General features: G+C 66.2%; 24 protein-coding genes. 11 read left to right on the forward strand and 13 right to left on the reverse strand.

Annotated features, from left to right (window positions below; all coding sequences use genetic code 11):
* Positions 1–50: 50 nt before the first annotated feature.
* From FQ377_RS09895 to FQ377_RS09910, 4 genes are all read right to left on the reverse strand, one after another.
* Positions 51–962 carry a metal-dependent hydrolase gene (locus FQ377_RS09895; RefSeq protein WP_316245922.1) on the reverse strand — a complete coding sequence of 304 codons (912 nt, stop codon included), beginning with the start codon at positions 960–962 and terminating at the stop codon, positions 51–53.
* A 41-nt stretch (positions 963–1003) separates the two neighbouring features.
* The gene (locus FQ377_RS09900; protein WP_148601095.1) at positions 1004–1276 is read right to left on the reverse strand and encodes a hypothetical protein; all 273 of its coding nucleotides are present in this window, start codon (positions 1274–1276) and stop codon (positions 1004–1006) included.
* 68 nt (positions 1277–1344) lie between these two features.
* Positions 1345–2160 carry a hypothetical protein gene (locus tag FQ377_RS09905; RefSeq protein WP_148601096.1) on the reverse strand — a complete coding sequence of 272 codons (816 nt, stop codon included), beginning with the start codon at positions 2158–2160 and terminating at the stop codon, positions 1345–1347.
* A gap of 81 nt (positions 2161–2241) precedes the next feature.
* A complete protein-coding gene (locus FQ377_RS09910; RefSeq protein ID WP_148601097.1) occupies positions 2242–3108 on the reverse strand; it encodes an HNH endonuclease in 867 nt (288 codons plus the stop codon).
* A 94-nt stretch (positions 3109–3202) separates the two neighbouring features.
* Here FQ377_RS09910 and FQ377_RS09915 point away from each other — a divergent pair, with 94 nt between their 5' ends.
* Together FQ377_RS09915 and FQ377_RS09920 are read left to right on the forward strand one after the other, a co-directional pair.
* Entirely contained in the window at positions 3203–4339 is a 1137-nt protein-coding gene (locus FQ377_RS09915; protein WP_148601098.1) for an App1 family protein, read from the forward strand.
* A 20-nt stretch (positions 4340–4359) separates the two neighbouring features.
* Positions 4360–5262 (forward strand): methylenetetrahydrofolate reductase, encoded by a 903-nt coding sequence (locus tag FQ377_RS09920; RefSeq protein ID WP_148601099.1) that lies wholly within the window; start codon positions 4360–4362, stop codon positions 5260–5262.
* A gap of 29 nt (positions 5263–5291) precedes the next feature.
* Here FQ377_RS09920 and FQ377_RS09925 read toward each other — a convergent pair whose 3' ends face one another.
* A complete protein-coding gene (locus tag FQ377_RS09925) occupies positions 5292–6224 on the reverse strand; it encodes a LysR family transcriptional regulator (RefSeq protein ID WP_148601100.1) in 933 nt (310 codons plus the stop codon).
* Positions 6225–6751: 527 nt separating this feature from the next.
* Here FQ377_RS09925 and nrdH point away from each other — a divergent pair.
* From nrdH to nrdF, 4 genes are read left to right on the forward strand one after another with little or no spacing between them, the layout of a single operon-like run.
* The gene (gene nrdH, locus FQ377_RS09930) at positions 6752–6997 is read left to right on the forward strand and encodes a glutaredoxin-like protein NrdH (protein WP_148601101.1); all 246 of its coding nucleotides are present in this window, start codon (positions 6752–6754) and stop codon (positions 6995–6997) included.
* 37 nt (positions 6998–7034) lie between these two features.
* Positions 7035–7508: a class Ib ribonucleoside-diphosphate reductase assembly flavoprotein NrdI gene (gene nrdI / locus FQ377_RS09935; protein ID WP_395858484.1), complete on the forward strand. Its 474-nt coding sequence runs from the start codon at positions 7035–7037 to the stop codon at positions 7506–7508.
* Positions 7505–9664, forward strand: coding sequence for a class 1b ribonucleoside-diphosphate reductase subunit alpha (gene nrdE, locus FQ377_RS09940; protein WP_148601102.1), 2160 nt, complete (start codon positions 7505–7507; stop codon positions 9662–9664). Before nrdI ends, nrdE begins: the two co-directional genes overlap by 4 nt.
* Positions 9564–10724: a class 1b ribonucleoside-diphosphate reductase subunit beta gene (nrdF, locus tag FQ377_RS09945; RefSeq protein ID WP_395858485.1), complete on the forward strand. Its 1161-nt coding sequence runs from the start codon at positions 9564–9566 to the stop codon at positions 10722–10724. Before nrdE ends, nrdF begins: the two co-directional genes overlap by 101 nt.
* Before the next feature lie 135 nt (positions 10725–10859).
* On the opposite strand, the gene FQ377_RS14845 is transcribed toward nrdF, so the two are convergent.
* Genes FQ377_RS14845 through FQ377_RS09960 form a run of 3 tightly spaced genes read right to left on the reverse strand, consistent with a single transcriptional unit; the run spans position 10860 to position 12236 of the window.
* On the reverse strand, positions 10860–11354 hold the full coding sequence (locus FQ377_RS14845) for a hypothetical protein (RefSeq protein WP_187393317.1): 495 nt from the start codon (positions 11352–11354) through the stop codon (positions 10860–10862).
* Entirely contained in the window at positions 11326–11769 is a 444-nt protein-coding gene (locus FQ377_RS09955) for a pyridoxamine 5'-phosphate oxidase family protein (protein WP_187393318.1), read from the reverse strand. Before FQ377_RS09955 ends, FQ377_RS14845 begins: the two co-directional genes overlap by 29 nt.
* Positions 11766–12236, reverse strand: coding sequence for a pyridoxamine 5'-phosphate oxidase family protein (locus tag FQ377_RS09960; protein WP_148601106.1), 471 nt, complete (start codon positions 12234–12236; stop codon positions 11766–11768). Before FQ377_RS09960 ends, FQ377_RS09955 begins: the two co-directional genes overlap by 4 nt.
* A gap of 80 nt (positions 12237–12316) precedes the next feature.
* On the opposite strand from FQ377_RS09960, the gene FQ377_RS09965 reads away from it, so the two are divergent.
* Complete coding sequence (locus tag FQ377_RS09965) at positions 12317–13978, forward strand: GAF domain-containing sensor histidine kinase (RefSeq protein WP_148601107.1); 1662 nt, start codon at positions 12317–12319, stop codon at positions 13976–13978.
* On the opposite strand, the gene FQ377_RS09970 is transcribed toward FQ377_RS09965, so the two are convergent.
* Positions 13975–14616, reverse strand: coding sequence for a response regulator (locus FQ377_RS09970; protein ID WP_148601108.1), 642 nt, complete (start codon positions 14614–14616; stop codon positions 13975–13977). The two genes, FQ377_RS09965 and FQ377_RS09970, sit on opposite strands and share 4 nt — an antisense overlap.
* 273 nt (positions 14617–14889) lie before the next feature.
* Between FQ377_RS09970 and FQ377_RS09975 the strand changes: the two genes are divergently transcribed.
* The 4 genes from FQ377_RS09975 (at position 14890) to FQ377_RS09990 (ending at position 18222) form a co-directional block, all read left to right on the forward strand.
* Complete coding sequence (locus tag FQ377_RS09975; protein ID WP_148601109.1) at positions 14890–15381, forward strand: universal stress protein; 492 nt, start codon at positions 14890–14892, stop codon at positions 15379–15381.
* The gene (locus FQ377_RS09980) at positions 15378–16235 is read left to right on the forward strand and encodes a universal stress protein (RefSeq protein WP_148601110.1); all 858 of its coding nucleotides are present in this window, start codon (positions 15378–15380) and stop codon (positions 16233–16235) included. The genes FQ377_RS09975 and FQ377_RS09980 overlap by 4 nt, the downstream gene beginning before the upstream one ends.
* A gap of 168 nt (positions 16236–16403) precedes the next feature.
* Positions 16404–16700: a hypothetical protein gene (locus FQ377_RS09985; RefSeq protein ID WP_148601111.1), complete on the forward strand. Its 297-nt coding sequence runs from the start codon at positions 16404–16406 to the stop codon at positions 16698–16700.
* A gap of 487 nt (positions 16701–17187) precedes the next feature.
* Positions 17188–18222, forward strand: coding sequence for an NAD(P)-dependent alcohol dehydrogenase (locus FQ377_RS09990; protein WP_148601112.1), 1035 nt, complete (start codon positions 17188–17190; stop codon positions 18220–18222).
* 98 nt (positions 18223–18320) lie between these two features.
* Here FQ377_RS09990 and FQ377_RS09995 read toward each other — a convergent pair whose 3' ends face one another.
* The 4 genes from FQ377_RS09995 to FQ377_RS10010 all read right to left on the reverse strand — a co-directional run bounded on the left by FQ377_RS09995 (position 18321) and on the right by FQ377_RS10010 (position 25295).
* Positions 18321–19739 carry an HNH endonuclease gene (locus FQ377_RS09995; protein WP_148601113.1) on the reverse strand — a complete coding sequence of 473 codons (1419 nt, stop codon included), beginning with the start codon at positions 19737–19739 and terminating at the stop codon, positions 18321–18323.
* Positions 19740–19901: 162 nt separating this feature from the next.
* Positions 19902–20858 (reverse strand): GTP pyrophosphokinase, encoded by a 957-nt coding sequence (locus FQ377_RS10000; RefSeq protein ID WP_148601114.1) that lies wholly within the window; start codon positions 20856–20858, stop codon positions 19902–19904.
* Between the two features lie 50 nt (positions 20859–20908).
* Positions 20909–24076, reverse strand: coding sequence for a type I restriction endonuclease subunit R (locus FQ377_RS10005; protein ID WP_222861864.1), 3168 nt, complete (start codon positions 24074–24076; stop codon positions 20909–20911).
* Positions 24077–24218: 142 nt separating this feature from the next.
* Positions 24219–25295: a restriction endonuclease subunit S gene (locus tag FQ377_RS10010; protein ID WP_187393319.1), complete on the reverse strand. Its 1077-nt coding sequence runs from the start codon at positions 25293–25295 to the stop codon at positions 24219–24221.
* Position 25296 lies beyond the last annotated feature (1 nt).

Genomic DNA, 25296 nt, shown 5'->3' on the forward strand with positions numbered 1-25296 from the left:
CCAGACCCTGTCCGGTTCAGGCCCGGACAGTCCCTCCCGGTCCGCCGCCGTCACCCCGAGCCGACCGCGATCGCCAGGCTCCTGAGCCCCGAGCGGCTCATCGTGGTGATCGCCCACCCGACACCGCCGATGGCGTAGAGACTGATCGGAACGAGCAGGCACCACTCACGCACGGAACCGGCGTTCCCGAGGACCGGCACGGCGACGTAGCCGTTCTTCCGCCATATCCGGCCCACGACCGGCAACGCCGCGATCGCTCCCGGCGGCTTGAGGGTGAGCGGATGGAGGAGGTTGCATCCTCCCGTGGTCAGCATGTCGCCGAGAACATGGACGATCACGCCGAGTCCCACGGCGACCGGGAACCAGAACTGCTCCTCGGGGGCGAAGGCGCAGACGAACGCACCCGCGACCAGCCCGACTGCCCAGGGGGACTTCCTCATCCGGTCCGGGATGATCTTCAGCACCTTGGCCGCGAACGACACCAGGAGGACGGCGAGCAGCCCGGCGCCGGGGAAGACCCGACCGAAGGCCTCGGTGTCCAGTGTCCACAGGCCAGCCACCCATGCCACGGAGACGAAGGCGACGATGCCGATGATCGAGTGGGTACCGTGACGATGTCCGCCGGAGATGGCTCCGATGCCGGAACAGACGGCGTTGGACAGCGGTGGCAGGGAATGGGCGATCGTGGCGTTGTGGTGATCAGCGTCGGGCAGCAGCGCGGCCCCGGCCGTGACGAGGGCTCCGGTGACCACCCCGACGGGGCTGACCTCGAGCAAGCCCAGGCCCAGGGCGATCGTGTCGGGCAGGAAGGTCAGCGTCGCCGCGGCGACGCCGAGGCCAACCTCGACGTGTGTGGTGACTGCAACCCAGGCGGCGGCGCCGCAGGCTGCATGGTGGGCCCCCATCATGGCGGGTGGTCCTTTCGTGGGCGGCTCGTATTCGCCCATACTCCGTGCAGCCACCGACATCCTGGTCCGGGTCCTCGGGACCGGGGTTCGGCAGGTCAGGGACGGGTGCGCGACCCGTAGCGCTGGATCAGATCCGTCAGCGCCAGGACGGCGATGATGATGGACGCCGCAACCGCCACCAGCATCATGTACAGGCCCGTCAGCATCACCATGGCCGAACTGGCATCGCGGAGGAAGTCGATCCCACCGACCGCCCCGACGATCCAGAAGATGGACACTCCGAGGAGTGCGCCCACCGACGGCAGTGCCCTCCAGTTGTCCTTGAGCCACTGAGTCGGTCGTGTGCTTGAGATCCCCATGAGCGCCATGCTCCAAGTGTCGGACCCGCGTGGCGGGGGAGCGTCGGCGACACGTATCGAACAGGTCACGATTGGGCTCAGTGCGAGGTACGGCTCCCGGGCAGGCCGAACAGCTTGACGAGTCCGGCGACGCACCCGATGATCACCACGGACAACACGGCGAGGAGGGGGACATTCGGCTCCGACCGGGAAGTGGCGGGCTCGAGGGACACCGGCTCGGCAGTGGCGCTCGCGGTGGGCGAGGACTCGGGGCTCGCGCTGGCCGACGGCGAGGGTGTAGGCGTCTTCGTCGCTCTCGGTGTCTTCGTGGCAGAGGGGGTCGGAGCGGGTTCGGGCTCCACCGGCACCACCGGCACCACCGGCAATACCGGCACCGGTGCAGGAGCAGGTATCGGGACGGGCACAGGGGCGGGAACCGGGGCGGGTGCCGGTGGCAGAACGGGCGGTGCGATCGGCTGCGGGGCCGGCGCGGGCGGCGCAGGTGCAGGAGCAGGAGCAGGGGCTGGTGCGGGCGCAGGGGCCGGAGGAGGTGGGGGAGGCGTTGTCGGGGGCGTTGTCGGGTCGGAAGTGGGCGTCTTCGTCGGGGCGGGGCTGGGAGGAGGCGGGGGTTCAGGTGTTGATGTCTCGGGCGGCGGCGTCTTCTTGGATGCTGCCGGATCACCGCCGGGTGTCATGCCCTTGTCGCCGTCGGCGGTCTCCTCCGTCAGCTGTGACTCGGTACCGGGATCGGTCTCGGGATCGGTGTCGACATCGGGATCGACGGTCTCCTGCTGCGTCGTCGTCGGACGCGTGGTCGTGTCGTCGACGGCCAGGGCGCCGGGCGCACCGAACGACAGGCCCGCGCCCGTGACGATGGCCGTAGCGGCAAGGGCCTGCGTCCACTTTCTTCCCATGATGTCCCAGTCTCCAGACCGTGTTCGAGCGTCAGACGTACCGCTCCATAGTGTCATGCGGGCGGCCCCGCAAAGGCAGCATCATCGGCCCGTCCGCTGATCCCCCTCCGGGGGTCCGAGGAGGCGGGCCGCGTCGGCCCGCGCCAGGAGCTGAGCGTCCGTGAGGGTGCTCCCACGCAGGAAGCCGTTCTCGCGCAGCAGCAGTCTGATCTCCTCGACGGAGTACGGGTCGGGCCAGCGATTGTGCGCCACCACGTGGCAACTGCCGCAGAGGGGGACCAGATCGCTCAGTGGATCGATCTCGTAGTCGGTGTCGACGAAACCCGGCGGCGTCACGTGGTGTACCTGGACCAGGTCGCGGGCCACCGTGCCGTAGCGCTGTTCCATGTCGAGCCCGCACGCATGGCACGCCGAGCCTCGATAGGCAAGGACCGTGCGCCGCAGCTCGGGATCCTGCTCGTACCTGTTGATCAGTACTCTGCGGACGGCTCGGGAGGGTAGGGACCCCGGAATGGGGTCCAGCGCTCCCCGCTCCGGCTGTGCGGCCCCGGTCCAGAGCCTGCGCAGCGTGCGCGCCGTCGCTCGATCCACCGGCTGCACCCCCTCCTCCAGCCGAAGCTCCGGCAGTTCCTCCTCGAGCCGGGTCAGGGCCACCTGATCGCCGAGGGGGAGCAGGAGGTCGACGTCGACCGCGACCTGGATCGTCGTCGCGTCAGCTGCCCCGGAGCCTACCCAGCCCACGGTGCCGTGGCCGCTGAGCCCGCACATCGCGGAGCGGGCGCCGATGATCACGAGCCATACCTCCAGCTCCGGAGCGGGCCGAAGTGCCGACGGGAACCCCCACAGCTGTCGGAGCAGACCGCGGGCCTGGACGGTCCGCACCGCCGCGGCATGACTTCCGGCCCAGACCGGCCGGTCGGGGTCCCATGCGAGGATGACTGCCTCCATGGGCCCGAGTGTGTCACGACCGGTGCCGGGCTGCCGAGCTCCCGCCGTCGAACTCCGCCGTCGGTCGTGCGGGCTGCATGGAAGACTGGGGACCATGCGCCCTCGTCATGCCCTGTCCTTCCTCCGGCCTGCCCGTCCCATCCCGGATTCGCCGGCCTCCGGGTCGGAAGCCGGCAACATCGCGCTTCGCCTCGACGACGCCTGGCTCGGGTTCCAGACGCGTCGCGCCCTCCGGCTGGGACGTAGGGAGACGGTCATCCCGTACACCGGGTACGGCACGACGTCGTGGGTCCGGGTGCTGGCGCGGGTGGTCCTCAGCGACCCGAGGGACAGCGAGCGCGGCCCCGAGGAGGGACCGCTCAGGCCTCTGCAGGAGGGCATCCGGGGCTGGCGGAACTTCACGAGCCCGCCGGTCGCCGACGCCGTCGTGCGGGTGACCATCGGGGATACCGTGCACGAGGTCGGGGCGGACCACGGCGGCGTGGTCGACGCCCGGATCCAGGTGGCCCTGGAGGCCGGGTGGCACACGGTCTCGATGCAGTCCGGGCAGTCCAGGTCCGTGGAGGCGCCCGTGCGTATCGTGTCCGACCGCGCGGAGTTCGGCGTCGTGTCAGACATCGACGACACCGTCATGGTCACAGCACTTCCCAGGCCGTTCCTGGCGGCGTGGAACACCTTCGTCCTCGACGAACATGCCCGGACCCCCACCCCGGGGATGGCCGTGCTCTACGAGCGGATCGTGCGCACGATCCCCTCGGCGCCGGTGCTCTACCTCTCCACCGGTGCCTGGAACGTGGCGCCGGCCCTGTCGAGGTTCCTCTCGCGCAATCTGTACCCGGCGGGTCCCAAGCTCCTCACCGACTGGGGCCCCACGCGTGACCGCTGGTTCCGCAGCGGCCAGCAGCACAAGCGGTCGGCTCTCGAGCGGCTCGCCGAGGAGTTCCCGGGCGTCCGATGGCTGCTGGTGGGAGACGACGGCCAGCACGACGAGGCCATCTATTCCGACTTCGCCCAGCGCCATCCGGAGAACGTCCGGGCGATCGCCATCCGGCAGCTGTCCGTCGGCGAGGCCGTGCTCGCGGGTGGCCGCTCCAAATCCGGCGTACGGGCCACACCGGGAGTTCCGTGGATCTACGCTCCCGACGGCGCAGGAATGTCGGTGGAGCTCGAGAAACTGGGGGTCATCGTCGGCGAGACCCGTTCTGCCGGAGAACCCGAGGAGACCCACTGACCCTGCCCGAAGGACCACAGATGACGCCCAGAACGTATCCGGCACTCTCCTACGAGCTGTATCCGCCGCGCAACGCGAAGGCTGTGGGCCCCCTGTGGGCCACCATCCGCCGGCTGGAGGCCACGCGCCCCGACTTCGTCTCGGTCACCTACGGTGCTGCGGGAAGCAACAGGGAGGCGGCGATCGACCTCCTGCGACGGCTGCTGACGGAGACAACGCTGAAGCCGCTGGCTCATCTGACGAGCGTGGGGAGCAGCCGGGCCGAACTCGTCGGGATCATCGAGCGGCTCCTCGGCGGAGGGGTCCGGGGCATCCTCGCACTGCGCGGTGATGCCCCCGACGGCGTGGAGCCCGGGTCCGGCGACGTGGAGCACGCCGACGAGCTCGTCCGGCTGATCCGCGACGTGGAAGCGCAGCGCACGGCCCAGCTCGCAGCCGGCCGGGTCTCCATCGGGGTCGCCGCCTACGCGACCCGCCATCCCGACTCTCCCAGTATCGAGAGGGACATCGAGGTACTCCTCGCCAAGGAGGCCGTCGGGGCCGATTTCGCCATCACCCAGGTGTTCTTCCACGCCTCCGACTACTCGAAGCTGGTCAGCAGGGCGGAGCGGGCCGGCGTCACCATCCCGATCATCCCCGGCGTCATGCCCATGACCAGCTCCCGTCGGCTGACGAAACTGGGCAGTCTGGCCGGCATTGACGTCGACGACGCCTTCCGGGCACGGCTCGACGACGCCGCCTCCGACGAGGAACGCCGCAGCATCGGCGTCGCGGCGACCGTCGAGCTCGCGCGCGCGGCCCTCGACGAGGGCGCCCCGGGTGTCCATCTGTACACCTTCAACGAGCATGCTGCGGCACTCGCGGTCCTGGACGCCCTGGAACTGGAGCGCCCGCCCGAAGCAGGCCTCGCGGCATCCATGTAGTACCCGGCCCGGGTTTTCTGCCGGGCGTTCTACTGGGCGGCGGTGTGCCGTGGGCCGATGCTGTGGCTGCGCAGGATGTCCGCCAGCTGGCCCATGAAGAGCCTGACCCGCGCGTCGTCGGCGTCTCCCGTGCGCAGGGCGAAGATGCTGCGGGCCAGCCTGATCTCCGGGACGTCCAGGACCACGATGCCCTCGGGTCTGTTGACCATGGCGAGCTCGGGGACGAGGGCGGCGCCCAGCCCGGCGGACGTGAGCTCGAGGCTCGCGTTGAAGTCGTCGCAGTAGGCCGAGATGCGGGGGTGGAGATTGCAGCTCGCGAAGAGGCGTTCGATCACCGTGGCATCGGCGGTCCCGGGATGATGCATGATCCAGGGCATGTCGGCGAGCTGGTCGGCACTCACGCGCGATCCGCTGCGGATGCCCCAGCTCGCGGGCAGGATGACGCGGAAATCGTCGTCGCCGATCCACTCCCGGCTGAGCGTGGACGGCCACGCGAGTCCTGCCTGTCCCACCTGGTAGACGAGGGCCAGATCCAGCTCGCCGCCGGTCCGCAGGCCCTGGATGGTGTGCGCCGGTTCCCCCACGAAGAGGCGGAGGGTGATCCCGAGGCGCTGCCACTCGGGCTGGCGCAGGAGGCGGGGGAGGGCGAAGGTCGCGAGGCTGGGAAAGATCCCGAGGCGAAGCTCGCGTGTGGTCCCAGAGTGGGCGCGGGCCGTCGAGGCGAGGAGCGCGTCGATGTCTGTCAGGACCTTCGCGGCGTGCCGGGACAGGGCCAGTGCGGCATCGGTCGGGACGGCGCTCCTTGCGGCCCGGGTGAAGAGCGTGGCGCCGGTGTCGCGCTCCAGGGCGGACATCTGCTGCGAGACCGCCGACGCCGTGTAGCCGAGGCTCGTCGCGGCAGCGCTGAAGGACCCGTGCCGGATCACCTCGAGCAGGGTGCGCAGATGGGTCGGATTGACCATCGGGATCCTCTCCACCGTGCCGGACGTCCAGGTGCTGACGGGGCGCCGTGCCGTGTTCCGTCCCGAGCCCCATCGAGCCTACCTGCGACGGGCTGCGGGGCGGGCGATGCGACCGCCCGGACGTCGTTCGCGACACGCCGTGGAAGTGCGACACGGTCGCTTTTTTCCTGTGGGGGAAGTACTCCACAGGGTGTGGGTGGAGGCATGGAGGAGCCTCCGGAACGGCTCATTCCCGGGCTTCGCGGAGCCCCCGATCTGTGGACATCGTGTGGACGACCTGCGGTGTAAATGACATACTTGTAATACATCATCTAGGGGTTCGCGCCACCGGCGTGCACTAGATGTAGTATCGAAGTACAGAACCAGCCGCTGGACGAACAGAGGCCGGGGGACGCGGGAATCCCAGGATTCCTCTCATTTCCGGGCCGTGCACCACGAAGTACACCAGCCCTCTGTCGACGCAGGACCCAGCACGTGAAGAACCAGTCAGCACAAGATTCAGCAGTAGAGAAAAAGGGGACCAGGACATGACAGTCACGGTGTACACGAAACCAGCGTGCGTGCAGTGCAATGCCACTTACCGGGCACTGGACAAAAAGGGCATCGCCTACCAGAGCGTCGATATCTCGCAGGATCCGGCAGCACTCGAGCGGCTGCGGTCCATGGGATACATGCAGGCGCCCGTCGTCGTCACGGACAACGACCACTGGTCGGGATTCCGCCCCGACAAGATCCACTCGATCTCCGACTCCGCCGTCAGCTCGGTGGCCTGACCGGTTCCCCCGGGGGAACCGCCGGGCGGCATCGGTCATGACCGGTATCACGATGGACGAGAGCAGGGTTTCCGCCGCTCCGGACGGTACCGGCTCGGCGGAAGGCCCGTTCACGGAAGCCCCCCTGATCTACTTCTCGTCGGTTTCGGACAACACACACCGTTTCGTCGGGAAGCTCGGCATCGAGGCCGCTCGGATGCCGCTGCTCACCAAGGACCCCACGCTGCGGGCAACGCGACCCTACGTGCTCGTGCTGCCGACGTACGGCGGGATCACCGGCAAGGGAGCCGTGCCCCGCCAGGTCGTGAAGTTCCTGAACGACGAGCGGAACCGGAGCCTCCTGAGGGGCGTCATCGGCGCGGGCAACACCAACTTCGGGGAGACCTACTGTCTCGCCGCCGACGTCGTCGCCGCCAAGTGCGACGTCCCCGTACTGTACAGATTTGAAGTCATGGGCACGTCCGAGGACGTGGACCGAGTAACCAACGGATTGGAAGAGTTCTGGACATGAGTGTTGTAGAGACCGAGACAGGAGCGCCCGCCGCGACGGCGGCCCGCTTCAAGGACATGGGATACCACGAGCTCAACGCCATGCTCAATCTGTACGGGCCCGACGGCGAGATCCAGTTCGAGGCCGACCGCGAGGCCGCACACCAGTACTTCCTGCAGCACGTGAACAACAACACGGTCTTCTTCCACGATCTCGAGGAGAAGCTGGACTACCTCGTCAAGAACGAGTACTACGAGCGCGAGACCCTCGACCAGTACACGATGAACTTCGTCCGAGACCTCTACAAGCGCGCCTACGCCAAGAAGTTCCGCTTCGAGACGTTCCTCGGCGCCTTCAAGTTCTACACCTCGTACACGCTGAAGACCTTCGACGGGAAGCGCTACCTCGAACGCTACGAGGACCGCGTATGCATGGTCGCCCTGCACCTGGCGCGCGGCAACGAGCAGCTCGCCGAACAGATGGTCGAGGAGATCATCGACGGTCGTTTCCAGCCGGCCACGCCCACCTTCCTCAACGCCGGCAAGCGCCAGCGTGGTGAGCTGGTCTCCTGCTTCCTGCTCCGTATCGAGGACAACATGGAGTCGATCGGGCGCTCCATCAACTCCGCCCTGCAGCTCTCCAAGCGCGGCGGTGGTGTCGCATTCGCCCTGACCAATATCCGCGAGGTCGGCGCGCCGATCAAGCAGATCGAGAACCAGTCCTCCGGCGTCATCCCCGTGATGAAGCTCCTCGAGGACAGCTTCTCCTACGCCAACCAGCTCGGCGCACGCCAGGGTGCCGGCGCGGTGTACCTGCATGCCCACCACCCCGACATCAACCGCTTCCTCGACACCAAGCGGGAGAACGCGGACGAGAAGATCCGCATCAAGACGCTCTCCCTCGGCGTCGTGGTCCCGGACATCACCTTCGAGCTCGCCAAGCGCGACGAGGACATGTACCTGTTCTCGCCGTTCGACGTCGAGAAGGTGTACGGCATGCCGTTCTCCGACATCTCGGTGACCGAGAAGTACTACGAGATGGTGGACGACGCCTGCATCAAGAAGACCAAGATCAAGGCGCGTGAGTTCTTCCAGACCCTCGCGGAGATCCAGTTCGAATCCGGCTACCCGTACATCATGTTCGAGGACACCGTGAACCGGGCCAACCCGATCGACGGCAAGATCATCATGAGCAACCTGTGCTCCGAGATCCTCCAGGTCTCCGAGCCCACCACGTACAACGAGGACCTGTCCTACGAGAACACGGGCAAGGACATCTCGTGCAACCTCGGGTCGCTGAACATCGCGAAGACCATGGACTCGCCGGACTTCGGTCGGACCATCGAGACGTCCATCCGCACGCTGTCCGCCGTCTCGGACATGAGCCACATCAACTCGGTGCCCTCGATCGCGAAGGGCAACGACGCCTCGCATGCCATCGGCCTCGGCCAGATGAACCTGCACGGCTATCTTGCCCGCGAGCGTGTGCACTACGGCTCCGAGGAAGGGCTCGACTTCACCAACATCTACTTCTACTCCGTGGTGTACCACTGCATCCGGGCGTCGAACCTGATGGCGATCGAGACCGGCACCACCTTCGCCGGCTTCGGGAAGTCGAAGTATGCCAGCGGTGAGTTCTTCGACAAGTACACCGATCAGGTGTGGGAGCCGGCGACGGCGCGCGTGCGTGAGCTCTTCGCAAACGTGCACATCCCCACGCAGGAGGATTGGCGTGCGCTGAAGGCCTCCGTCATGGAGCACGGCATCTACAACCAGAATCTGCAGGCCGTCCCGCCGACCGGATCCATCTCGTACATCAACAACTCGACGTCGTCGATCCACCCGGTGGCGTCGAAGATCGAGATCCGCAAGGAGGGCAAGCTGGGCCGCGTGTACTACCCGGCGCCGTACCTCACCAACGACAACCTGGAGTTCTACCAGGACGCGTACGAGATCGGCTTCGAGAAGATCATCGACACGTACGCGGCTGCCACGCAGCACGTCGACCAGGGCCTGTCGCTGACGCTGTTCTTCAAGGACACCGCCACCACGCGGGAGATCAACAAGGCCCAGATCTATGCCTGGCGCAAGGGCATCAAGACCATCTACTACATCCGTCTCCGCCAGCTCGCGCTGGAAGGGACGGAGGTCGAGGGTTGCGTTTCATGCATGCTGTAGGCAACTAAATCGGTCCGGTCGGGCAGTCAGCCCGGCCGGGCTTCCGGCACACCAGGCAGTACCCACGCAGAGAAGGAACACCCCCATGAGCGAGAAGCTGAAGCTCGTAGACCAGGTCCAGGCCATCAACTGGAACCGTATCCAGGACGACAAGGACGTCGAGGTCTGGAATCGCCTGGTGAACAACTTCTGGCTGCCCGAGAAGGTGCCGCTGTCCAACGACGTGCAGTCGTGGGCCACGCTGACGCCGGATGAGCAGCAGCTCACCATGCGGGTGTTCACGGGTCTGACGCTGCTCGACACGGTGCAGGCCACCGTGGGCGCCGTCAGCCTCATCCCGGACGCGATCACGCAGCATGAGGAGGCCGTCCTCACGAACATCGCGTTCATGGAGTCCGTGCACGCCAAGAGCTACTCGTCGATCTTTTCCACGCTGGCCTCCACCAAGGAGATCGACGAGGCGTTCCGCTGGTCCACCGAGAATGTGAACCTGCAGAAGAAGGCGCACATCGTCACCGACTACTACCGGGGTGATGATCCGCTGAAGCGGAAGGTGGCCTCGACGCTGCTGGAGTCCTTCCTGTTCTACTCGGGCTTCTACCTGCCCATGTACTGGTCCTCACGGGCCAAGCTGACGAACACCGCGGATCTGATCCGCCTGATCATCCGTGACGAGGCCGTGCACGGCTACTACATCGGGTACAAGTTCCAGCGCGGTCTGGAGAGTGCGACGCCGGAGCGCCGTCAGGAGATCAAGGACTACGCGTTCGAGCTGCTCTTCGAGCTGTACGAGAACGAGGTCCAGTACACCCACGATCTGTACGACTCAGTGGGCCTGGCCGAGGACGTCAAGAAGTTCCTGCACTACAACGCCAACAAGGCGCTCATGAACCTGGGCTACGAGGCGATGTTCCCGTCGTCGGTCACCGACGTGAACCCGGCGATCCTCTCGGCGCTCTCACCGAACGCGGACGAGAACCACGACTTCTTCTCCGGTTCCGGCTCCAGCTACGTCATCGGCAAGGCCGTGAACACCGAGGACGAGGACTGGGACTTCTAGGGACGACCCTGTACGCTTGTGAGATTCGGCTCGAGAGAGCCTGGAAAGGCCCGGCTCTGCGGACGACCGCAGCTCCGGGCCTTTTCTCTGCATCCCCCGAGCGAGCAGTAGAACGCAGGGGTCAGCGTAGACGGATCAACGGATGTGGAAGCCGGCCTGTGTCACCGGCACGATGTCCGCTCTGCCGCCACCACAGTCGGCTGCTCCGGGTCCTATCCGGGGGAGCGAGAAGTTCTGCTCGCCTTCAGTGTCGAGAGTGAAAGCCACCATCTTGCCATCCAGGACGACGCCGGAGGCTGTCTCTCCCTTCGTGATCGTTCCGCTCACCTCTGTTCGACCCTCGTCGAACTCCAGGCATGTCACCCGTGCCGTGAAGCGGGACAGTCCTGACGGGCTGTGGTGGGTGAAGGACAGGTTCCCTGTGGCCGTACCGTCGCTGCCGACTTTGCCCTGGACCGAGAGCCTCCGCTGGTCCTCCGGCAGTGAACTGACAGCAGCCCCATTGATGCGGGACGCTCCGTGCGCAGCGGTGCCGGAGTTGGTCCGGGGCGCTCCGGGATCGTATGCGAATGAGGCCTGGATAGCCGGCAGGAGTCGTCCTTCAGTGTGCAGTACTGACCCGGAGTCCACGAAGCTGCGTGGGAGCGAGGCAGAAGAAGAGGTCCCGCTGTCCGGGAGCCCACGGTTCCTCGACGGCTTTCCCCCAGAGCGTCGTCAGCAGGCCCGGGTCCTCCACACGGGTCACAGGACCGTTCGCCAGGATGCTCCACCCGCTGTGTGTCTCCTTGTTCACCTGGTCGACCTGGAAAGCTGCACGGCCCAGATCGCTGGTGGCGATGATTCCGTCAGCAGAGGTCCGGAAGTAGATGCGTTCGTCCAGCACCACGTAGTGCACGGGGAAGATGTCGAGCAGGCCGTCCCGGAAGAAGCCCAGGCGTCCCGTCGACCGGGTGCTCGCGAGTGCCCAGCACTCCGAGGGCGGCAGCGCGTCGGACGCGCGGAGAGTACCGGGCGTGCCCCAGGACGAGTCCTCGGCGGCGGTCACTGCCCCACCTGCTCGGAGGATGCAGCGGCACGAACGACGGACGGGACGAACGCACGTCCGCTGATCGAGTCCGGGACGAGCCGCATGAAGCGGTCCGTCCTCCCGCTCTCCCAGGGGTGGAGGGGTAGTTGCACCGTGTCCATGAGCTCAGCGGTGACGGCGATGGTGGACGTGTGCCCCTTCACGACGACGCTCCACATCATCTCCTGGTCGCCACCCCACTCCGTGGTCCCGGGAGCCAGACGGCCGTCGGCTTCCAGGGCCGATGCTGCCTTCTCCGCAGCGGACGACTTGGTGCCCTCGGAGGTCCTGTAGATGAGACTGCCGTGGTCCACGACGAAGTTGATGGGAAAGATTTCCGGTCGGTCGTCGACGCACAATGCCAGACGGCCGAACGGGGCGGTGCGAAGGAGTGCCCAGCATTCGTGCGCGGGAAGAATTTTGGTGGAGGTGGGTTGAGGGTCCATAGCGTGACACTATGAAAGTGCTGTCGGTGCGGCTAGGGTCCTGAGGCCCTATCCAGGACGCAGCGGGTAGGAGAAGTGCAGTGGCATCACGAGCAGAACAACCGTCCCTGATCTCCCCGGACGCGGGTTTCGGTTCCGGAACTCCTGCGGGAATAGGCAATCTCCTGAGTGCCTTCGGAGCCACGGCCGACAATCTGGAGCTGGACACCGTCCTCGAGCGCGTGACGGCGGCGGCGTGCCAGCTGGTGGACGCCCGCTTCGGCGCGCTGGGTGTCATCGGCCCGGACCGGATGCTGAGCCAGTTCATCACCGTGGGCCTGCAGGACGACGAGATCCGGCGCATCGGTCCGCTTCCGGAGGGCCACGGGGTCCTGGGGCTGCTCATCACCGAACCGCACCCATTGCGACTGCACGATCTCCGACAGCATCCTCGCGCGGCGGGCGTTCCTGAGCATCACCCGCAGATGACCTCGTTCCTGGGCGTTCCCATCCGTATCCACGGGACCGTCTTCGGCAATCTCTATCTGACGGAGAAGAACGGGGGCGCCGACTTCTCGGACACCGATGAGCAGCTCCTGGTGGCACTGGCAGCGGCGGCCGGCGTCGCCATCGAGAACTCGCACTTGTTCGACGAGGCGACGCGCAGAACGCGCTGGCTGCAGGGGGGCCTGGACGCGGCCCGCGAACTCCTGGAGCAGAACGACGCCTCCCGCAACGACTTCGAGGTCCTGACCCGTCACGCACTGAGTGCATCGAACAGCTCCCTCGCGGTGATCCTCCGCGACTTCGGGCACGACCGCGGTCTCATCTGCGAGGCGGCGGAAGGCGAGCTCGCCGGGGTGTTCCTGGGCCGGTCGAGCGCCGAGAGTGCTCTCCTCGAGGGGTTGACCAGCAGCTCGGACCCTCTGCTCCTCACGGCGGACGACGCCGCGCGGCTGCTCCCCGGCGCCCCTCGGGGAACGCTCGACACGGCCCTGTGTACCCTGCTCACGGGCACGGAGGAACGCCAGTTCCTGCTCCTCGGACGCTCGGCGCCCTGCCCGCCGTTCTCCCGCGTGGACCACGAGATGATGCGATCCTTCACCTCGCACGTGTCCCTGGCGCTCGAGTTGCTCGGTGCCCACCGCCGTCGCGAGCAGCAGGCGGTCTTCGGTGACCGTGACCGCATCGCGCGCGACCTGCACGACCTGGTGATCCAGCGCCTCTTCGCCACCGGCCTCAGCATCCAGAGCCTGCGCAAGTACCTCACCGACAGCGAACCGTTGAACAGAATCACAGCCGTGACGTCGGAACTCGACTCGACGATCAGGGAACTGCGCGACACCATCTACTCACTGCGGTCGGTCCCGCAGATCACGCCCACCTTCACGTCCAGTATCTTCGCTCTGGTCGCGGAGGCCTTCGACGGTCACGAGCTCGAACCCGTGGTGCAACTGTCCGGCCCGGTGGACACCGTCGTGGACGAGGCCGTCGCGGCGCATGTGAGGGCAGTCCTCCTCGAGGGGCTCTCGAACGCGCTGCGGCACGCCCACGCTGCATCGATCACGGTGACGCTCCGGGCCCAGCCGGAGCGGCTGGAACTGACGATCGCCGACGACGGTCGTGGCTTCGAGCACCTGCCGGCGCCGGGAGGATTGGAGAACATGCGGCGTCGGGCCGAGCTGTGCGGCGGTGACCTGGACATCCGCAGTGCGCCCGGGGAGGGGACCGTCGTCCGCTTCGCCGTACCCCTGAAGGGCTAGCGAAGGGGAGAGGCGGAGCGGGAGACGAAGACCGCCGCCTGGGTACGGCTCTGGAAGCCCAGCTTCGACAGGATCGACGACACGTAGTTCTTCACGGTCTTCTCGGCCAGGAAGAGCGCCGCGCCGATCTCCCGGTTCGTGAGGCCGTCCCCGATCAGGGTGAGCACCTTCTTCTCCTGTGTGGTCAGCCCGGCGAGGCGGAGATCCTCCGCCGGTGCGTCGAACAGCCCCTTGATGATCCGATCCTTCATGCCGGGTTCGAAGAGAGACTCACCAGCGGCAGCCCTGCGCACCTTGCCGACGAGATCGGAGCCGAGGATCTCCTTCAGGATGTATCCGGAGGCGCCGGCGAGCACCGCTCCCCGCAGAGCCTGGTCGTCGTCGTAACTGGTCAGGATGACGCACGTCAAGGACGGGTCGATCGAGCGCACGTCCCTGCACACCTCGATACCCGAGCCGTTCGGTAGACGAGCGTCGAGAATCGAGATGTCCGGAGCGAGGGCCGGGATGCGTCGGGCGGCCTCCTCGGCGGAGCCGGATTCGCCCACGATCACGCAACCCTGCGCCTCGAGCAGTTCACGTAGCCCCAGGCGCACCAGCTCGTGGTCGTCGAGCAGGAACACTGTCACGTCTTTCATGCGCTGGTTGTCCTCATTCCTGATATCCCACTCCTGAACCGGCTTCCCACTCCTGAACCGGTTTTCCACTCCCGAACCGGGCGAACGGTCGTTCGTACCTCGAATCGCTGCGCCGGGGTCATGCCCTTTTCGATGATGGACCTCGCCGTCAGCCCTGCACAGGGTCCAACGTCCCGGTCCCTCCAGCCACATACCGGGCCCTTTGGCCCTAGTGGCGGCCCGGGGAGTGGGCGAGCATCACTGAAGTACGTTCACGCCGAAGTAAGGATAACCATGACCACGAATTCTGCACCGCATCCCCGCACCATCGTCGTCGGCGTCGACGGCTCTGCCTCCTCGGTTGCCGCACTGCAGCTGGCTGCGAGCCTGATACCGCTCGCCGGGGACGTCATCCACGCCGTGTCGGCCTGGCAGCACCCCTTCGTGCTCAGTCCCTACACGCCGATGGAGTGGAACTACGAGGAGATGTCGCAGAAGGCCCTGGATCAGGCCCTGGTCGAAGCCTTTCCCGACGGGCCCCCTGCCGGTCTCGAGAGCCGCACGGTCCAGGGGTCGCCCGCTGCCATCCTCATCGAGGAGTCCAAGCACGCGTCGATGGTGGTGGTGGGTTCACGAGGGCACGGTGGCTTCGCCGGGCTTCTGCTCGGATCCGTCAGCTCGGCCGTCGCCGAACGGTCCGCCTGTCCGGTCCTGGTGTCCCATGGAGCCCCTCAGCTCGCCGAGGGGCAGCCCGTAGCACTGCCGTCGTCGGACGTGACGGCATGAGCGGCGGTCGCTCCGGCGTCGGAGGCGCGCACCAGAGGCCCGTGATCGTCGGGTTCGACGGCTCCGAGGACTCGCGCCGCGCAGTCCAGTGGGCCGCGCGGCATGCCGTGGCCGCGGGACTGCCACTCGTCGTCGCGCACTGCTGGGTGTGGCCCCTGTTCACCCAGAATCTGGGCCCGGTGACGTACGTCGAGGACAGTGGACTCCAGCGAGAAGCGGAGAAGACGGCCGCGGAGGGTCTGGAGTTGGCTCTGCAGACGGAGCCGGACGTGGACGCGAGCGTGCGGCTGGTCGCCGGGTTCCCGTCGGAGATGCTGACGCGACTCTCCACCGAGGCCTCTCTGGTGGTGACCGGTACGCGAGGCCTCGGAGGCTTCACCGGGCTGCTCGTCGGCTCGGTCAGTCTCCACCTCGCCGCCAGCGCGTCCTGTCCGATCGCGGTCATCCGCGATGAGCATGCGGGGCAGGGGGATATTCTGGTCGGCGTCGACGGCTCACCCGAGAGCGAGCGCGCGGTACTGACGGCCGTCGAGCTTGCGAGGACGCTGCAGACTTCCTTGCGCGTCCTCCATGTCCGGGCCTACGGGCGCAATGTACCCACGCGGCTCGACGAGCCGTCCGAAGACCCCATCATCCAGCAGGCCCTCGATCTTCTTCCGCCGGACAGCGACCTCGGCGTGACCGTCGAGTCGCTCTCCGATCCGTCCGTCCCGGGAGTGATTGTCCACCACGCACGCGGGAGCGCCTGCGTGGTGCTGGGGGCGAAGGGGCGCAACACCATCGGCGCCAGGCTCGGCTCGGCGGTCCATGCCGTCCTGCACCACGCCAAGGGCAATGTGATCGTGGTCCGCTGAGGCGACGCACCAGCCTCACCGGGCCGGAGGGCCTGCTCCGCCATTAGGGGCAGATTCCGCATGAAACGGGGACTTTCTGCCCTAGTTCCCCGACGCCACTCGGGATTGGATGAGGGTAGATCGCCCTCGCGGCGATCCGATCGACGTTCGACGAGGGGGACCCGCACCATGACCAGCATCAGTGAGATCTGGGCGTTGCTCGACACCGACGTCCAGCAGTGGCTCCTGGACAATCCCGGAACGCGCGTGCTGCCCCGGCTCTACGTCAATCACGTTCCGGCCGGCGGGCCGGAAACGGGTCAGTGTCTGCGCCTCGACGAGCACGGCGACTACTGGCTGACGCCGGAGGAGATGGTGTTTCTCACCGCCAGAAGGCAGGAACTGGTTCCAGGGAAGCAGGACACCGTGGGAGCGGACAGCGGTGGCGGCGAGTCCACCCGGACCGGGGAAGCGCTCGATCGATGACGCCTCCTGCGGATCAGGTTCGTGCGCCGTTGCAGGTCGTGCCGCCCCCCGCCACCCTCGAGGACGTCGATGATCAGCGCGAGCCGGAAGGTCCTGGCGGGAGTGATAGGCAACGACGTCGAGAGTTGACTGTTCACCCGTCGGCGGGACGGCAGAAATTGCGTATCCTCGTCCAGATCGACGCGGAGAGCGGATGTGTCCGCATCGAGGTGCGAGGGTGTTTGACGCCCCTGAACATTCACGGCCTCGATCTGGTGGTCTGCCGCGCCAGCACCCTGGGTCGTGAATCGTGCATAATCGTCGATCTCTCACAGGCGAGCCAGTGGGAGGGGATGGATACCTGGTTGCAGCCAGAGGCGATCAAACGCCGGCTGAATCACGTGTCCCGCAACTCCATGGGTGAGCGCCTCCGGATCGTCCCCATGGCTGGACCAGTGGATGCTTCGGTGTCACTACCGACGGCGTCCCTCCCGACGAAAGGAACACCATGAGAGCACTTCAGTACCGAACGATAGGCGCTGCACCTGAGCTCGTCGATATTCCAACGCCGACGCCGGGCCCCGGCCAGGTCCTCGTGAAAGTGACCGCGGCGGGCGTGTGTCACTCCGACGAGTTCCTGATGAGCCTGCCGGAGGACCAGTACACGTACGGTCTTCCGCTCACGCTCGGGCACGAGGGGGCGGGGACGATCGAGGCTGTAGGACCGGGTGTCACCGGCCTGACCATCGGGGAATCGGTGCTGGTGTACGGGCCGTGGGGTTGTGGTCGGTGCTACCCCTGCTCCAAGGGGGAGGAGAACTACTGCGAGAAGGCGGCGGCACTGGGCATCAGACCCCCGGGGCTGGGAGCTCCGGGTGCCATGGCGGACTACCTGCTCGTGGACGATGCGCGACACCTCGTCCCACTGGGCGATCTCGATCCCGTCGCGAGCGTGTCGTTGACCGACGCCGGGCTGACCCCGTACCACGCCATCAAGAAGTCCCTGCCGAAGCTCGTCCCTGGCTCGGTGGCCGTGGTGATCGGCGCCGGTGGACTGGGGCATGTGGCCATCCAGATCCTGCGAGCCATGGCTCCGTGCACCGTCATCGCCGTCGACACGTCGGAGGAGAAGCTCGAGTTGGCCCGAGCGGTCGGCGCCCATCACGCGGTCACCTCCGACCAGCGAGCAGAGGAGCAGATCCTGGGACTGACCGGCGGGCGGAAGGTCGACGTCGTCTTCGATTTCGTGGGGATCGATCCGACCACCGAGCTTGCGTCCCGGCTCGTCGGGGTCGGCGGCGACATAGTGATCGTGGGCGTCGGACCGGGCACCGTCGAGGTGGGCTTTTTCTCGACGCCGTGGGAAGCCTCTGCCCGTGCACCCTACTGGGGGTCGCGCTCCGAACTGATGGAGGTGGTGGAGCTGGCTCGTGCAGGGAGGATCAGCGTCGAGGTGGAGACCTTCTCCCTCGACGAAGGACCCGAGGCGTACGAGAGGCTCAAGGCCGGCACCGTTCGCGGCCGTGCCGTCATTGTCCCCTGACGAGGGTGAGGAGCTGCTGAGTGGGAGTTCACAGGAGATACCTGACTCCGCCGCGGATAGACGAACTGAATGCAGGCTCCAGCTCTTTTCCGGCCAGCTCACGCGGCAAGCGGCTCTGAGCGTCGGCCGATATGCCGTTGCGCCTTCAGTCGCCGCCGCATGAGGCGGTTGCCATGGAGTGCTGCTCCGACGGAGCAATTTGGGTCGCTGCCTAAGAGCGGAGGCGCGAGGGATCTGTACGTGTGGCCGGTCGGCGTGCGGAGGTCAATGGTATGCCTTGGGCCGGAACGGGTCGAGGATCTCCAACCGGCAAGTTCCTTGGTGTGGTTGCAGGCCTCGCAGAGACCGGCGCCGTTCAAGAGACTCGTCGATCCGCCGTGGTGCCACGGAACGATGTGATCGTGATGCCTGATCGGCGCGTCGCAGTACGGTGTTCGGCAGGTATGGTCCCGGATCTCCAGGAAGCGACGCTGGGCATGCGTGAAGAGCCGGGAGCGGGAGTCGACGCCGAGGAGATCCCCGCTTGCGGGGGCGGTGAACAGGCGTCGGAGGAAGACGTGGAGCTCCTGCCCACACGGATCCGTCTCCGCGCAGACCATCTCCCTGGCCCACCCGGCAGGAACCACACCGTAGCCGTTGAGTCTGGCCGGCTCGCTGTCGCCCTGGAACAGCGTGCGGTCCGTCATAACGAGCTGGATCTCCACGCTCGATACGCCGCCGCGAACGCCCGTTGTGCGTTCCACCAGGGTGTCGGCCATGAGCTGGCCTCGGCCGCGCGGATCGCCCCGAGCCCGGAGCGAATCGGTGTGCCGGGTCAGCTCGGCATAGACCGCCACTGCCTCGGCGACGGGTAGCAGCGCGGTCAGGTAGGCCATGGTGTCGGGTGCCGGACGCAGACTGACGTAGCGCTCGCCGGCCGCATGCCGTGCCCGGTCGGTCACCGATCGGGGATCCCGGCGGTAGGTCGCCGTGCGCGCTGCGGCAATGAGTGCTCGATCGCCGGCCCCATTGAATGTGCCGGCGTCGGCGGCGAGCTCTTCGTCGACGGCGCAGCGGTCCGCGGCGCTCAGGCACGCGGTTTCCCGGACCAGCAGGGTGGCGCGCCATTCGTTGAGTTGTCCGGTCTCGAGTGCAGTAAGGGTATGAGGCATCTCGATGACGAGCGCATGGGCCAGGCCGAGCAGTCGGTTGCCGCGGGACGGGGACTGCCTGCGGGCCAGCGCCAGCTGAGCGCTGACTCCTTCGCCCTGCTTCGCCGCGGGTACACCCGCGGCCGCCTGTTCGCGCCGCTGGGCGAGATCGAAGGCGACGGCCGCGCGCGCGTGCATCGCCGCGATTGCGGAGGTGAGGTCCTCGAGTCCGCGGATCTGGTCGATCAGCTCCGCGCTGTCACCGGCGAGACGGAGGGACGCGACGTCGGAGATGAGCCCCCGGACGTCCGCGGGGCCGGCGTCACGGGAGGTTGAGTCTCGGCGAGCGGTGACTTTCTCCTGCGGTGCTTCCCGGCTGCTGTCCATGATCTATTTTCGCGTGCACCACTGACATTATGAGGTTCGCGGAAGAGGTTATCCACAGCCAGACTCAATGGCGTCGAGGCGGAATCACGCGGCCTAAAAAGTATGGAACAACAATTCGTCAGCTTCGCCGTTCAGGGAGTCGAACCGAAGGGAGCGCGGCTATCAGGTCGTCAGTTTGCCCAGTCGGTGTCTCAGCTTCGCCTCCCGTCCGGGATCTTCTCCGGAGTCCTTCGTCGTCGTGATGTACTCCTGCCCGTAGGTCCTGAGCAGCATGTCATCGACCACTCGTACGTGACCGGCGGGGAAACGGTACGACATCCTCCGGTCGATCTCCTCCCAATCGACGTCCTCGATCAGACGCCTGAGGGAGTCGACGGTATTGATGCCCATCGAATCGAGCAGCGTCAGGAGCCAGTCGTACTGATCTTTGCGGCTCCGCGGATGGTCGGGTATTACTTCCGCGAGCAGCTCGGCGAGCACGTCAGCTGTCAGATCCGGCTCGCCCTGATGGGAGTCCGCAGCATTCGTGGCCTTTTCCACGGCTGCGGCTGAATGTATCTTGACGAACTCGTCGTCGGCCAGCTCTATCAGTCCGGAGGCCAGCGTGAAGGCCCTGTTGATAGCGGGTGACACCTCGCCCAGTGCCTTGTAGCGCACATCGTGCTCGAACTCCGCCCAGGCATGCTGGAGGACGGTCTTGATCTGCACCTCGAATCGCTGTCCGACACAGGCTGCGCATCCCGGCGGAGTGTTGGCTGACGGCACCTGCAGCACCAGGTGATGCGCCGCATATCCGACGACGCCCTCCTTCATCTGCTGTGCCTTCTTGTCGATGTTCTCGACAACCAGAAACTGACCGGTCAGAGCGGCGACAACATTGGCGACGTCAGGCTGGATGTAGGTGATGATGCGGACGCCGAGGATGTCGTCAAGATCGTCGATTCCGTTCCTGTATTTGGCCTGCCCGCGCGCGTCGGTCTTCTGTAGTTTTTCTCTAGTGGAATCGACGCTCTTCACGCGGCTCTCGATGAGGTGGTAGTTCAGTCCGTCATCTCGTAGTCGTGCTCGAATAGCATCGGCGATGGCGTCGAGAGAGGAACCCAGGTTCTGTTGGTCCATTGCCAGCCTCGCTAGCTGCAGATCGATCAGGCGTTCCTGCTAGTCGGCCGTCATAAGCGCGCCTCCGCGAAGCGCGGCGCCATGGATTCCATCTGCTCCATGACCAGCTTGATCGCAGCGGGCTGCTTGTCGGGCGGGTAGCCGTACTTGACCAGCAGGCGCTTGATGGAGGACCGCAGTTTTGCCCGGACGTCGTCGCGCACCGTCCAGTCCGTGCGCACGTCGCGACGCATCACCGAGACCAGGTCACGCGCGATGTCGGCCAGGATTCCTTCGCCCTGGACCTCGACGGCCGAATTGTTCGCGGAGACGGCGTCGTAGAAGGCAAGTTCGTCGGAGTTCAGCGGGGGAGTGAAGTGTGTGCCGCGATTGCCCTCCTTCGCCACCTCCCGGGCGAGCTCCACCAGTTCGGCGATGACCTCGGCCGAGGTGAGCTGCTGGTTCGTGTACTTCTTCATCAGATCGGTGATGCGCTCCGAGAAATTGCGCTGCCGGATGATGTTGTTCCGGGTGGTGGCGGCCGATTCGTCGGCGATGAGCTTCCGGAGCGCCTCGATGGCCAGCTGGGGGTTCCGCGCCTGCTGGGTCCTCGCGATGAACTCCGGGGTCAGATCATCCAGCGACGGCTTGGGCATGCCGGCTGCGGCGTAGATGTCGAGGATCTCCCCGGTGGACGTCGACGTCGCGATCAGGTTCCCGAGGAGCCGCTGGATGTCCTCGGGGACGGGCTCGCCCGACGCCTGACGGTCCGCGGCGTCGAACTTGGCCATCCAGACGCGGGTCTCCTCGTAGAACTTCACCTCCGGCAGCAGCGGTGCCATGCTCTCCGCTCCCGAACACAGCGCCCACGCACGGGACAGCTGGCCGGACAGGCGCCGGTAGGCGGCCGCGACCGTCTCGCCGTCGTCGGCCGGTGCGGACGACGCCGGCTCCCGGAGATGGTTCACGGCACCCGTCACCGCCGTCAGATAGGCCTTCGGCCCACCGCGCAGCAGCACCGAGCGCCAGTCGTAGCCGGCGAGCAGTGCGGCGATCCTGCCGACAAGGTCGGTGGTCACCTCGATCGCGTCGTCGATGCTCCTGCCGACCGGCTTGTTCTGCTGATCCTCCGCCGTGTATTCGGCCAGCGCCTTCGAGAGATTCTCGGCCAGCGGAGCGAATGCCACCAGCAGGCCGTCCTCCTTGCCGCGGAAGGTCCGGTTGACCCGGGCCAGGGTCTGCATGAGCAGGGCGCCGCGCAGCGGGCGGTCGAGGTAGAGAGTGTGCAGGGGAGGGGAGTCAAAACCGGTGAGCATCATGTCCTTGACGATCACCAGCTCGAGCTCGTCGTCCACGTCCTTGAGGCGTTCCTTGACCAGCGCGTTCGCGGAGTCGCGGCGCACGTGGTCGGCAATGGGTCGCGGATCCGACGCCGTACCCGAGTACACCACCTTGATCCGCCCGCGGGACAGGTCCTCCGAGTGCCAATCAGGACGGAGGGCCACGATGGCGGCGTAGAGATTCGCGCAGATCTCGCGCGTGCCGCCGACGATCATGGCCTTGCCGGGGGCCTCGATGAACTTCGCCATCCGGTTGCGGCGGTTCTCCCAGTGCTCCACGAGATTCGCGGCGAGGGTGGCGATGCGCTCCGGCGCCCCGTATACGGCATTGACGACGGCGACGCTCGCTTCGATGCGGGCGCGCTCGGTGACGTCGAGACCCTGGGTGAGCTCGTCGGCGGACCGGTCCAGGTCCTCCTCCGTGACCCCGGCGGCGAGTTCCACCCGGATGAGTCGGGGCTCGAAGTAGACCGGCACGGTGGCGCCGTCCTCGACCGCGCGGGAGAGATCGTAGATGTCGATGTAGTCGCCGAACACGTCGCGGGTGTTGCGGTCGTCGAAGGAGATGGGTGTCCCGGTGAAGGCGATCAGGGTGGCGTGCGGGAGGGCGTCGCGCAGATGACGGGCGTAGCCGTCGAGATCGTCGTAGTGGCTGCGGTGCGCCTCGTCCACCACCACGATGATGTTCCGCCGGTCCGAGAGCAGCGGGTGCTCGGCACCGACGTCCTTCTCGGCCTTGCTCCGGCCGAACTTCTGCAGCGTGGTGAAGTAGATGCCGCCGGTGGTGCGGTTGGAGAGCTCGTCGCGGAGTTCGGCACGACGCCGGATCTGCTTCGGTGCCTCCGGGAGCAGCAGGCTGCGGGCGAATCCCTCGTACAGCTGCCCGTCGAGCTCGTTGCGGTCGGTGATGACGACGACAGTGGGGTTCTTCAGGCGCGGATGCCGGACCACCAGATTGGTGTAGAGCTCCATCTCCAGCGACTTGCCGGAGCCCTGCGTGTGCCAGACGACGCCGGCCTTGCCGTTGCTCTCCACGGCCTGAATGGTGCTGCCCACGGCCTTGGTGACGGCGAAGTACTGGTGGGGTTTGGCGATGCGCTTCGTGAGCCCGTCGGAGCCGCCGTCGAACGCGGTAAAACTGGTGAGCAGCTGCAGGAAGCGGGTCTGGTTGTAGAGCCCGTCGAGGCTGGTCTCGAGCTGGGTGACGGCGTCGCCGTCGCGCATGAAGCCGGGCGGTACGGGCACGCCGTCGTCGTCGACGTTCCAGGGCGAGAAGTGGTTCAGGGGCGTGAACGGCGTGCCGTAGCGGGCGTCGATGCCGTCCGAGGCGAGCGTGAGGACGCAGAACCGGAAGGCGAGGGGGAACTCGCGCAGGTAGGTCTGCAGTTGTGCGTGGGCTGCGGCGACGTCCGCGTGGTGGCTGCCGGCCTTCTTGAGTTCGATGATGCTCACGGGCATGCCGTTGCAGTAGAGCACCAGGTCGAAGCGGCGCTTGTGGTCGCCCTGGACGAGGGTGACCTGGTTGACGGCGAGCCAGCTGTTCTGTTCGGGCTCGGAACTGATCAGCCGAAGGGTGGGGTTGACCTCCAGCCCGTCGGTGTCGATGTAGCTGAGCCGGTAGCCGTCCACGAGGTAGCCGTGGATCCGGTGGTTCTCCGCCAGGGCGTCGGTCGATTTGGGTGCGGTGAGCTCCGCGAGTGCCTGCTGCAGGTACTGCACGGGGACCAGCGGGTTGAACTTCTGCAGTGCGGCGAGCAGGCGCGGGCGGATCAGCAGCTCGTCCCAGGAGTCCCGTTCGCCGGTGCCGGGTGCTATCTCCTGGCCCGTGGTCGGTGCCCAGCCCAGTTCGCCGAGGGAGTCCTTGGCGATGCCCTCCCAGTCGGCCTCGGAGAATCCGATGGCCGGAATGCCGGCGGATGCTGTGCTCACGGTTGTACCCCCTGGTTGACCGGACTGGCTAGTGGTGGTGCTGGTGTTGCTGGTGCGTTCATCGGCGTTGCTGCCGTGAGCCGCGGCGTTCGAGCTGTTCCCCCAAGTGGCGTCATACCCCGGCGTCCTCCAGCGCCTTCTCGGCGTCCTTCACGCGGAGCTTGCCGGACATGAGCTGGGGGAGCAGGGCGTCGCGGGTAGCGGCAAGGGTGCGGTTCTCCGTGATGAGCATGTGAGCTGTCTCCCTCAAAGGCTCTGCGATACTCTCGAACAAATTCCGGCTGGGCCCGCTTATCAGAGGGACAAGCGCTTCTCCAAATCGTTCAGCGCGAACTGCCGGATATGCGCTGCCTTCTGCAACTGTTTCCAAGTATGCGGTGAACTCTGGACGACGCGTAAGTTCATATAAGTACGCCCAGCCGACGGTCCGCGGAGACAAGACAGCAAAGCCGGTTGAAGCCACCAACAGAGGATCTTCGGACAGATTCAGTGCATGCGATCGACGGTTCGGACGCACCGTGGACCACAGCGTATCCCCTCGCTGGACCCCTCTTCTTGCTCTCGAAGGAGCATCGTCCCAAAGTGTGATGTCGGGGAAGTCGAATGAACCAACGCCAACCGCTGCAATGTCAATGTATCGAAGCCCGGTTCCGGGTATCGGTTTAACCTTGGATGCATTGACCTGCGCGATCTCGCCGAGCGGAACCTGCTTCGTGTCGTGCTGGATAAAGGCTGAAAGTCGAGTTGCAAGAAGTTCGTCTGCAGCAGCGGCAAGCTTGGTGTTGGCGGCGATCTTGTCGTCGAGCGCCCCCAGCACCTCCGCAACCGCCTGTTGCACATGAATGGCAGGCCAGGACACTCTTAGTGGGTGTAGATGATTGCGGTTCAATGTCGGATTAGCTGATCCCGCGTCGAGCCAACTTGTATCAAATTGTTTCATAAAGTAGTAGACAAACCGCGGTAAATTACTTTTGAAGTCTTGGACCCACAGAGTAGTGTCGTGTGGCCAGTAGTGTCCCGGTAAGTAGAATACTTTCCCCAAAGTTCCCTTGCGACCGATTACTACGCCTGGCCCAGCTGCTGCGGCCGTGTCGTGAAAGCTTGCAATTCCTCCGGAAGATACAACTGGTACACCGCCAGAAGCTTGTGTTTTTCGTGTGATGTCGAAGCCTCGCTGGAAGTTGAGCACC

The sequence above is a fragment of the Arthrobacter echini genome (assembly GCF_008107445.1).
Taxonomy (GTDB): Bacteria; Actinomycetota; Actinomycetes; order Actinomycetales; family Micrococcaceae; genus Arthrobacter_D; species Arthrobacter_D echini_A.

Excerpts from the sequence above, each read along its gene's own strand:
- FQ377_RS09975 (WP_148601109.1), top strand. The coding sequence starts at position 14,890 with ATGACCACGAATTCTGCACCGCATCCCCGCACCATCGTCGTCGGCGTC.
- FQ377_RS09995 (WP_148601113.1), bottom strand. The coding sequence starts at position 19,739 with ATGGACAGCAGCCGGGAAGCACCGCAGGAGAAAGTCACCGCTCGCCGA.
- nrdE (WP_148601102.1), top strand. The coding sequence starts at position 7,505 with ATGAGTGTTGTAGAGACCGAGACAGGAGCGCCCGCCGCGACGGCGGCC.
- FQ377_RS09925 (WP_148601100.1), bottom strand. The coding sequence starts at position 6,224 with ATGGTCAATCCGACCCATCTGCGCACCCTGCTCGAGGTGATCCGGCAC.
- nrdF (WP_395858485.1), top strand. The coding sequence starts at position 9,564 with ATGCCTGGCGCAAGGGCATCAAGACCATCTACTACATCCGTCTCCGCC.
- FQ377_RS09985 (WP_148601111.1), top strand. The coding sequence starts at position 16,404 with ATGACCAGCATCAGTGAGATCTGGGCGTTGCTCGACACCGACGTCCAG.
- nrdI (WP_395858484.1), top strand. The coding sequence starts at position 7,035 with ATGACCGGTATCACGATGGACGAGAGCAGGGTTTCCGCCGCTCCGGAC.
- FQ377_RS09990 (WP_148601112.1), top strand. The coding sequence starts at position 17,188 with ATGAGAGCACTTCAGTACCGAACGATAGGCGCTGCACCTGAGCTCGTC.
- FQ377_RS09905 (WP_148601096.1), bottom strand. The coding sequence starts at position 2,160 with ATGGGAAGAAAGTGGACGCAGGCCCTTGCCGCTACGGCCATCGTCACG.
- FQ377_RS10000 (WP_148601114.1), bottom strand. The coding sequence starts at position 20,858 with ATGGACCAACAGAACCTGGGTTCCTCTCTCGACGCCATCGCCGATGCT.
- FQ377_RS09910 (WP_148601097.1), bottom strand. The coding sequence starts at position 3,108 with ATGGAGGCAGTCATCCTCGCATGGGACCCCGACCGGCCGGTCTGGGCC.
- FQ377_RS09970 (WP_148601108.1), bottom strand. The coding sequence starts at position 14,616 with ATGAAAGACGTGACAGTGTTCCTGCTCGACGACCACGAGCTGGTGCGC.
- FQ377_RS09960 (WP_148601106.1), bottom strand. The coding sequence starts at position 12,236 with ATGGACCCTCAACCCACCTCCACCAAAATTCTTCCCGCGCACGAATGC.
- FQ377_RS09980 (WP_148601110.1), top strand. The coding sequence starts at position 15,378 with ATGAGCGGCGGTCGCTCCGGCGTCGGAGGCGCGCACCAGAGGCCCGTG.
- FQ377_RS09920 (WP_148601099.1), top strand. The coding sequence starts at position 4,360 with ATGACGCCCAGAACGTATCCGGCACTCTCCTACGAGCTGTATCCGCCG.
- FQ377_RS09915 (WP_148601098.1), top strand. The coding sequence starts at position 3,203 with ATGCGCCCTCGTCATGCCCTGTCCTTCCTCCGGCCTGCCCGTCCCATC.
- FQ377_RS09900 (WP_148601095.1), bottom strand. The coding sequence starts at position 1,276 with ATGGCGCTCATGGGGATCTCAAGCACACGACCGACTCAGTGGCTCAAG.
- nrdH (WP_148601101.1), top strand. The coding sequence starts at position 6,752 with ATGACAGTCACGGTGTACACGAAACCAGCGTGCGTGCAGTGCAATGCC.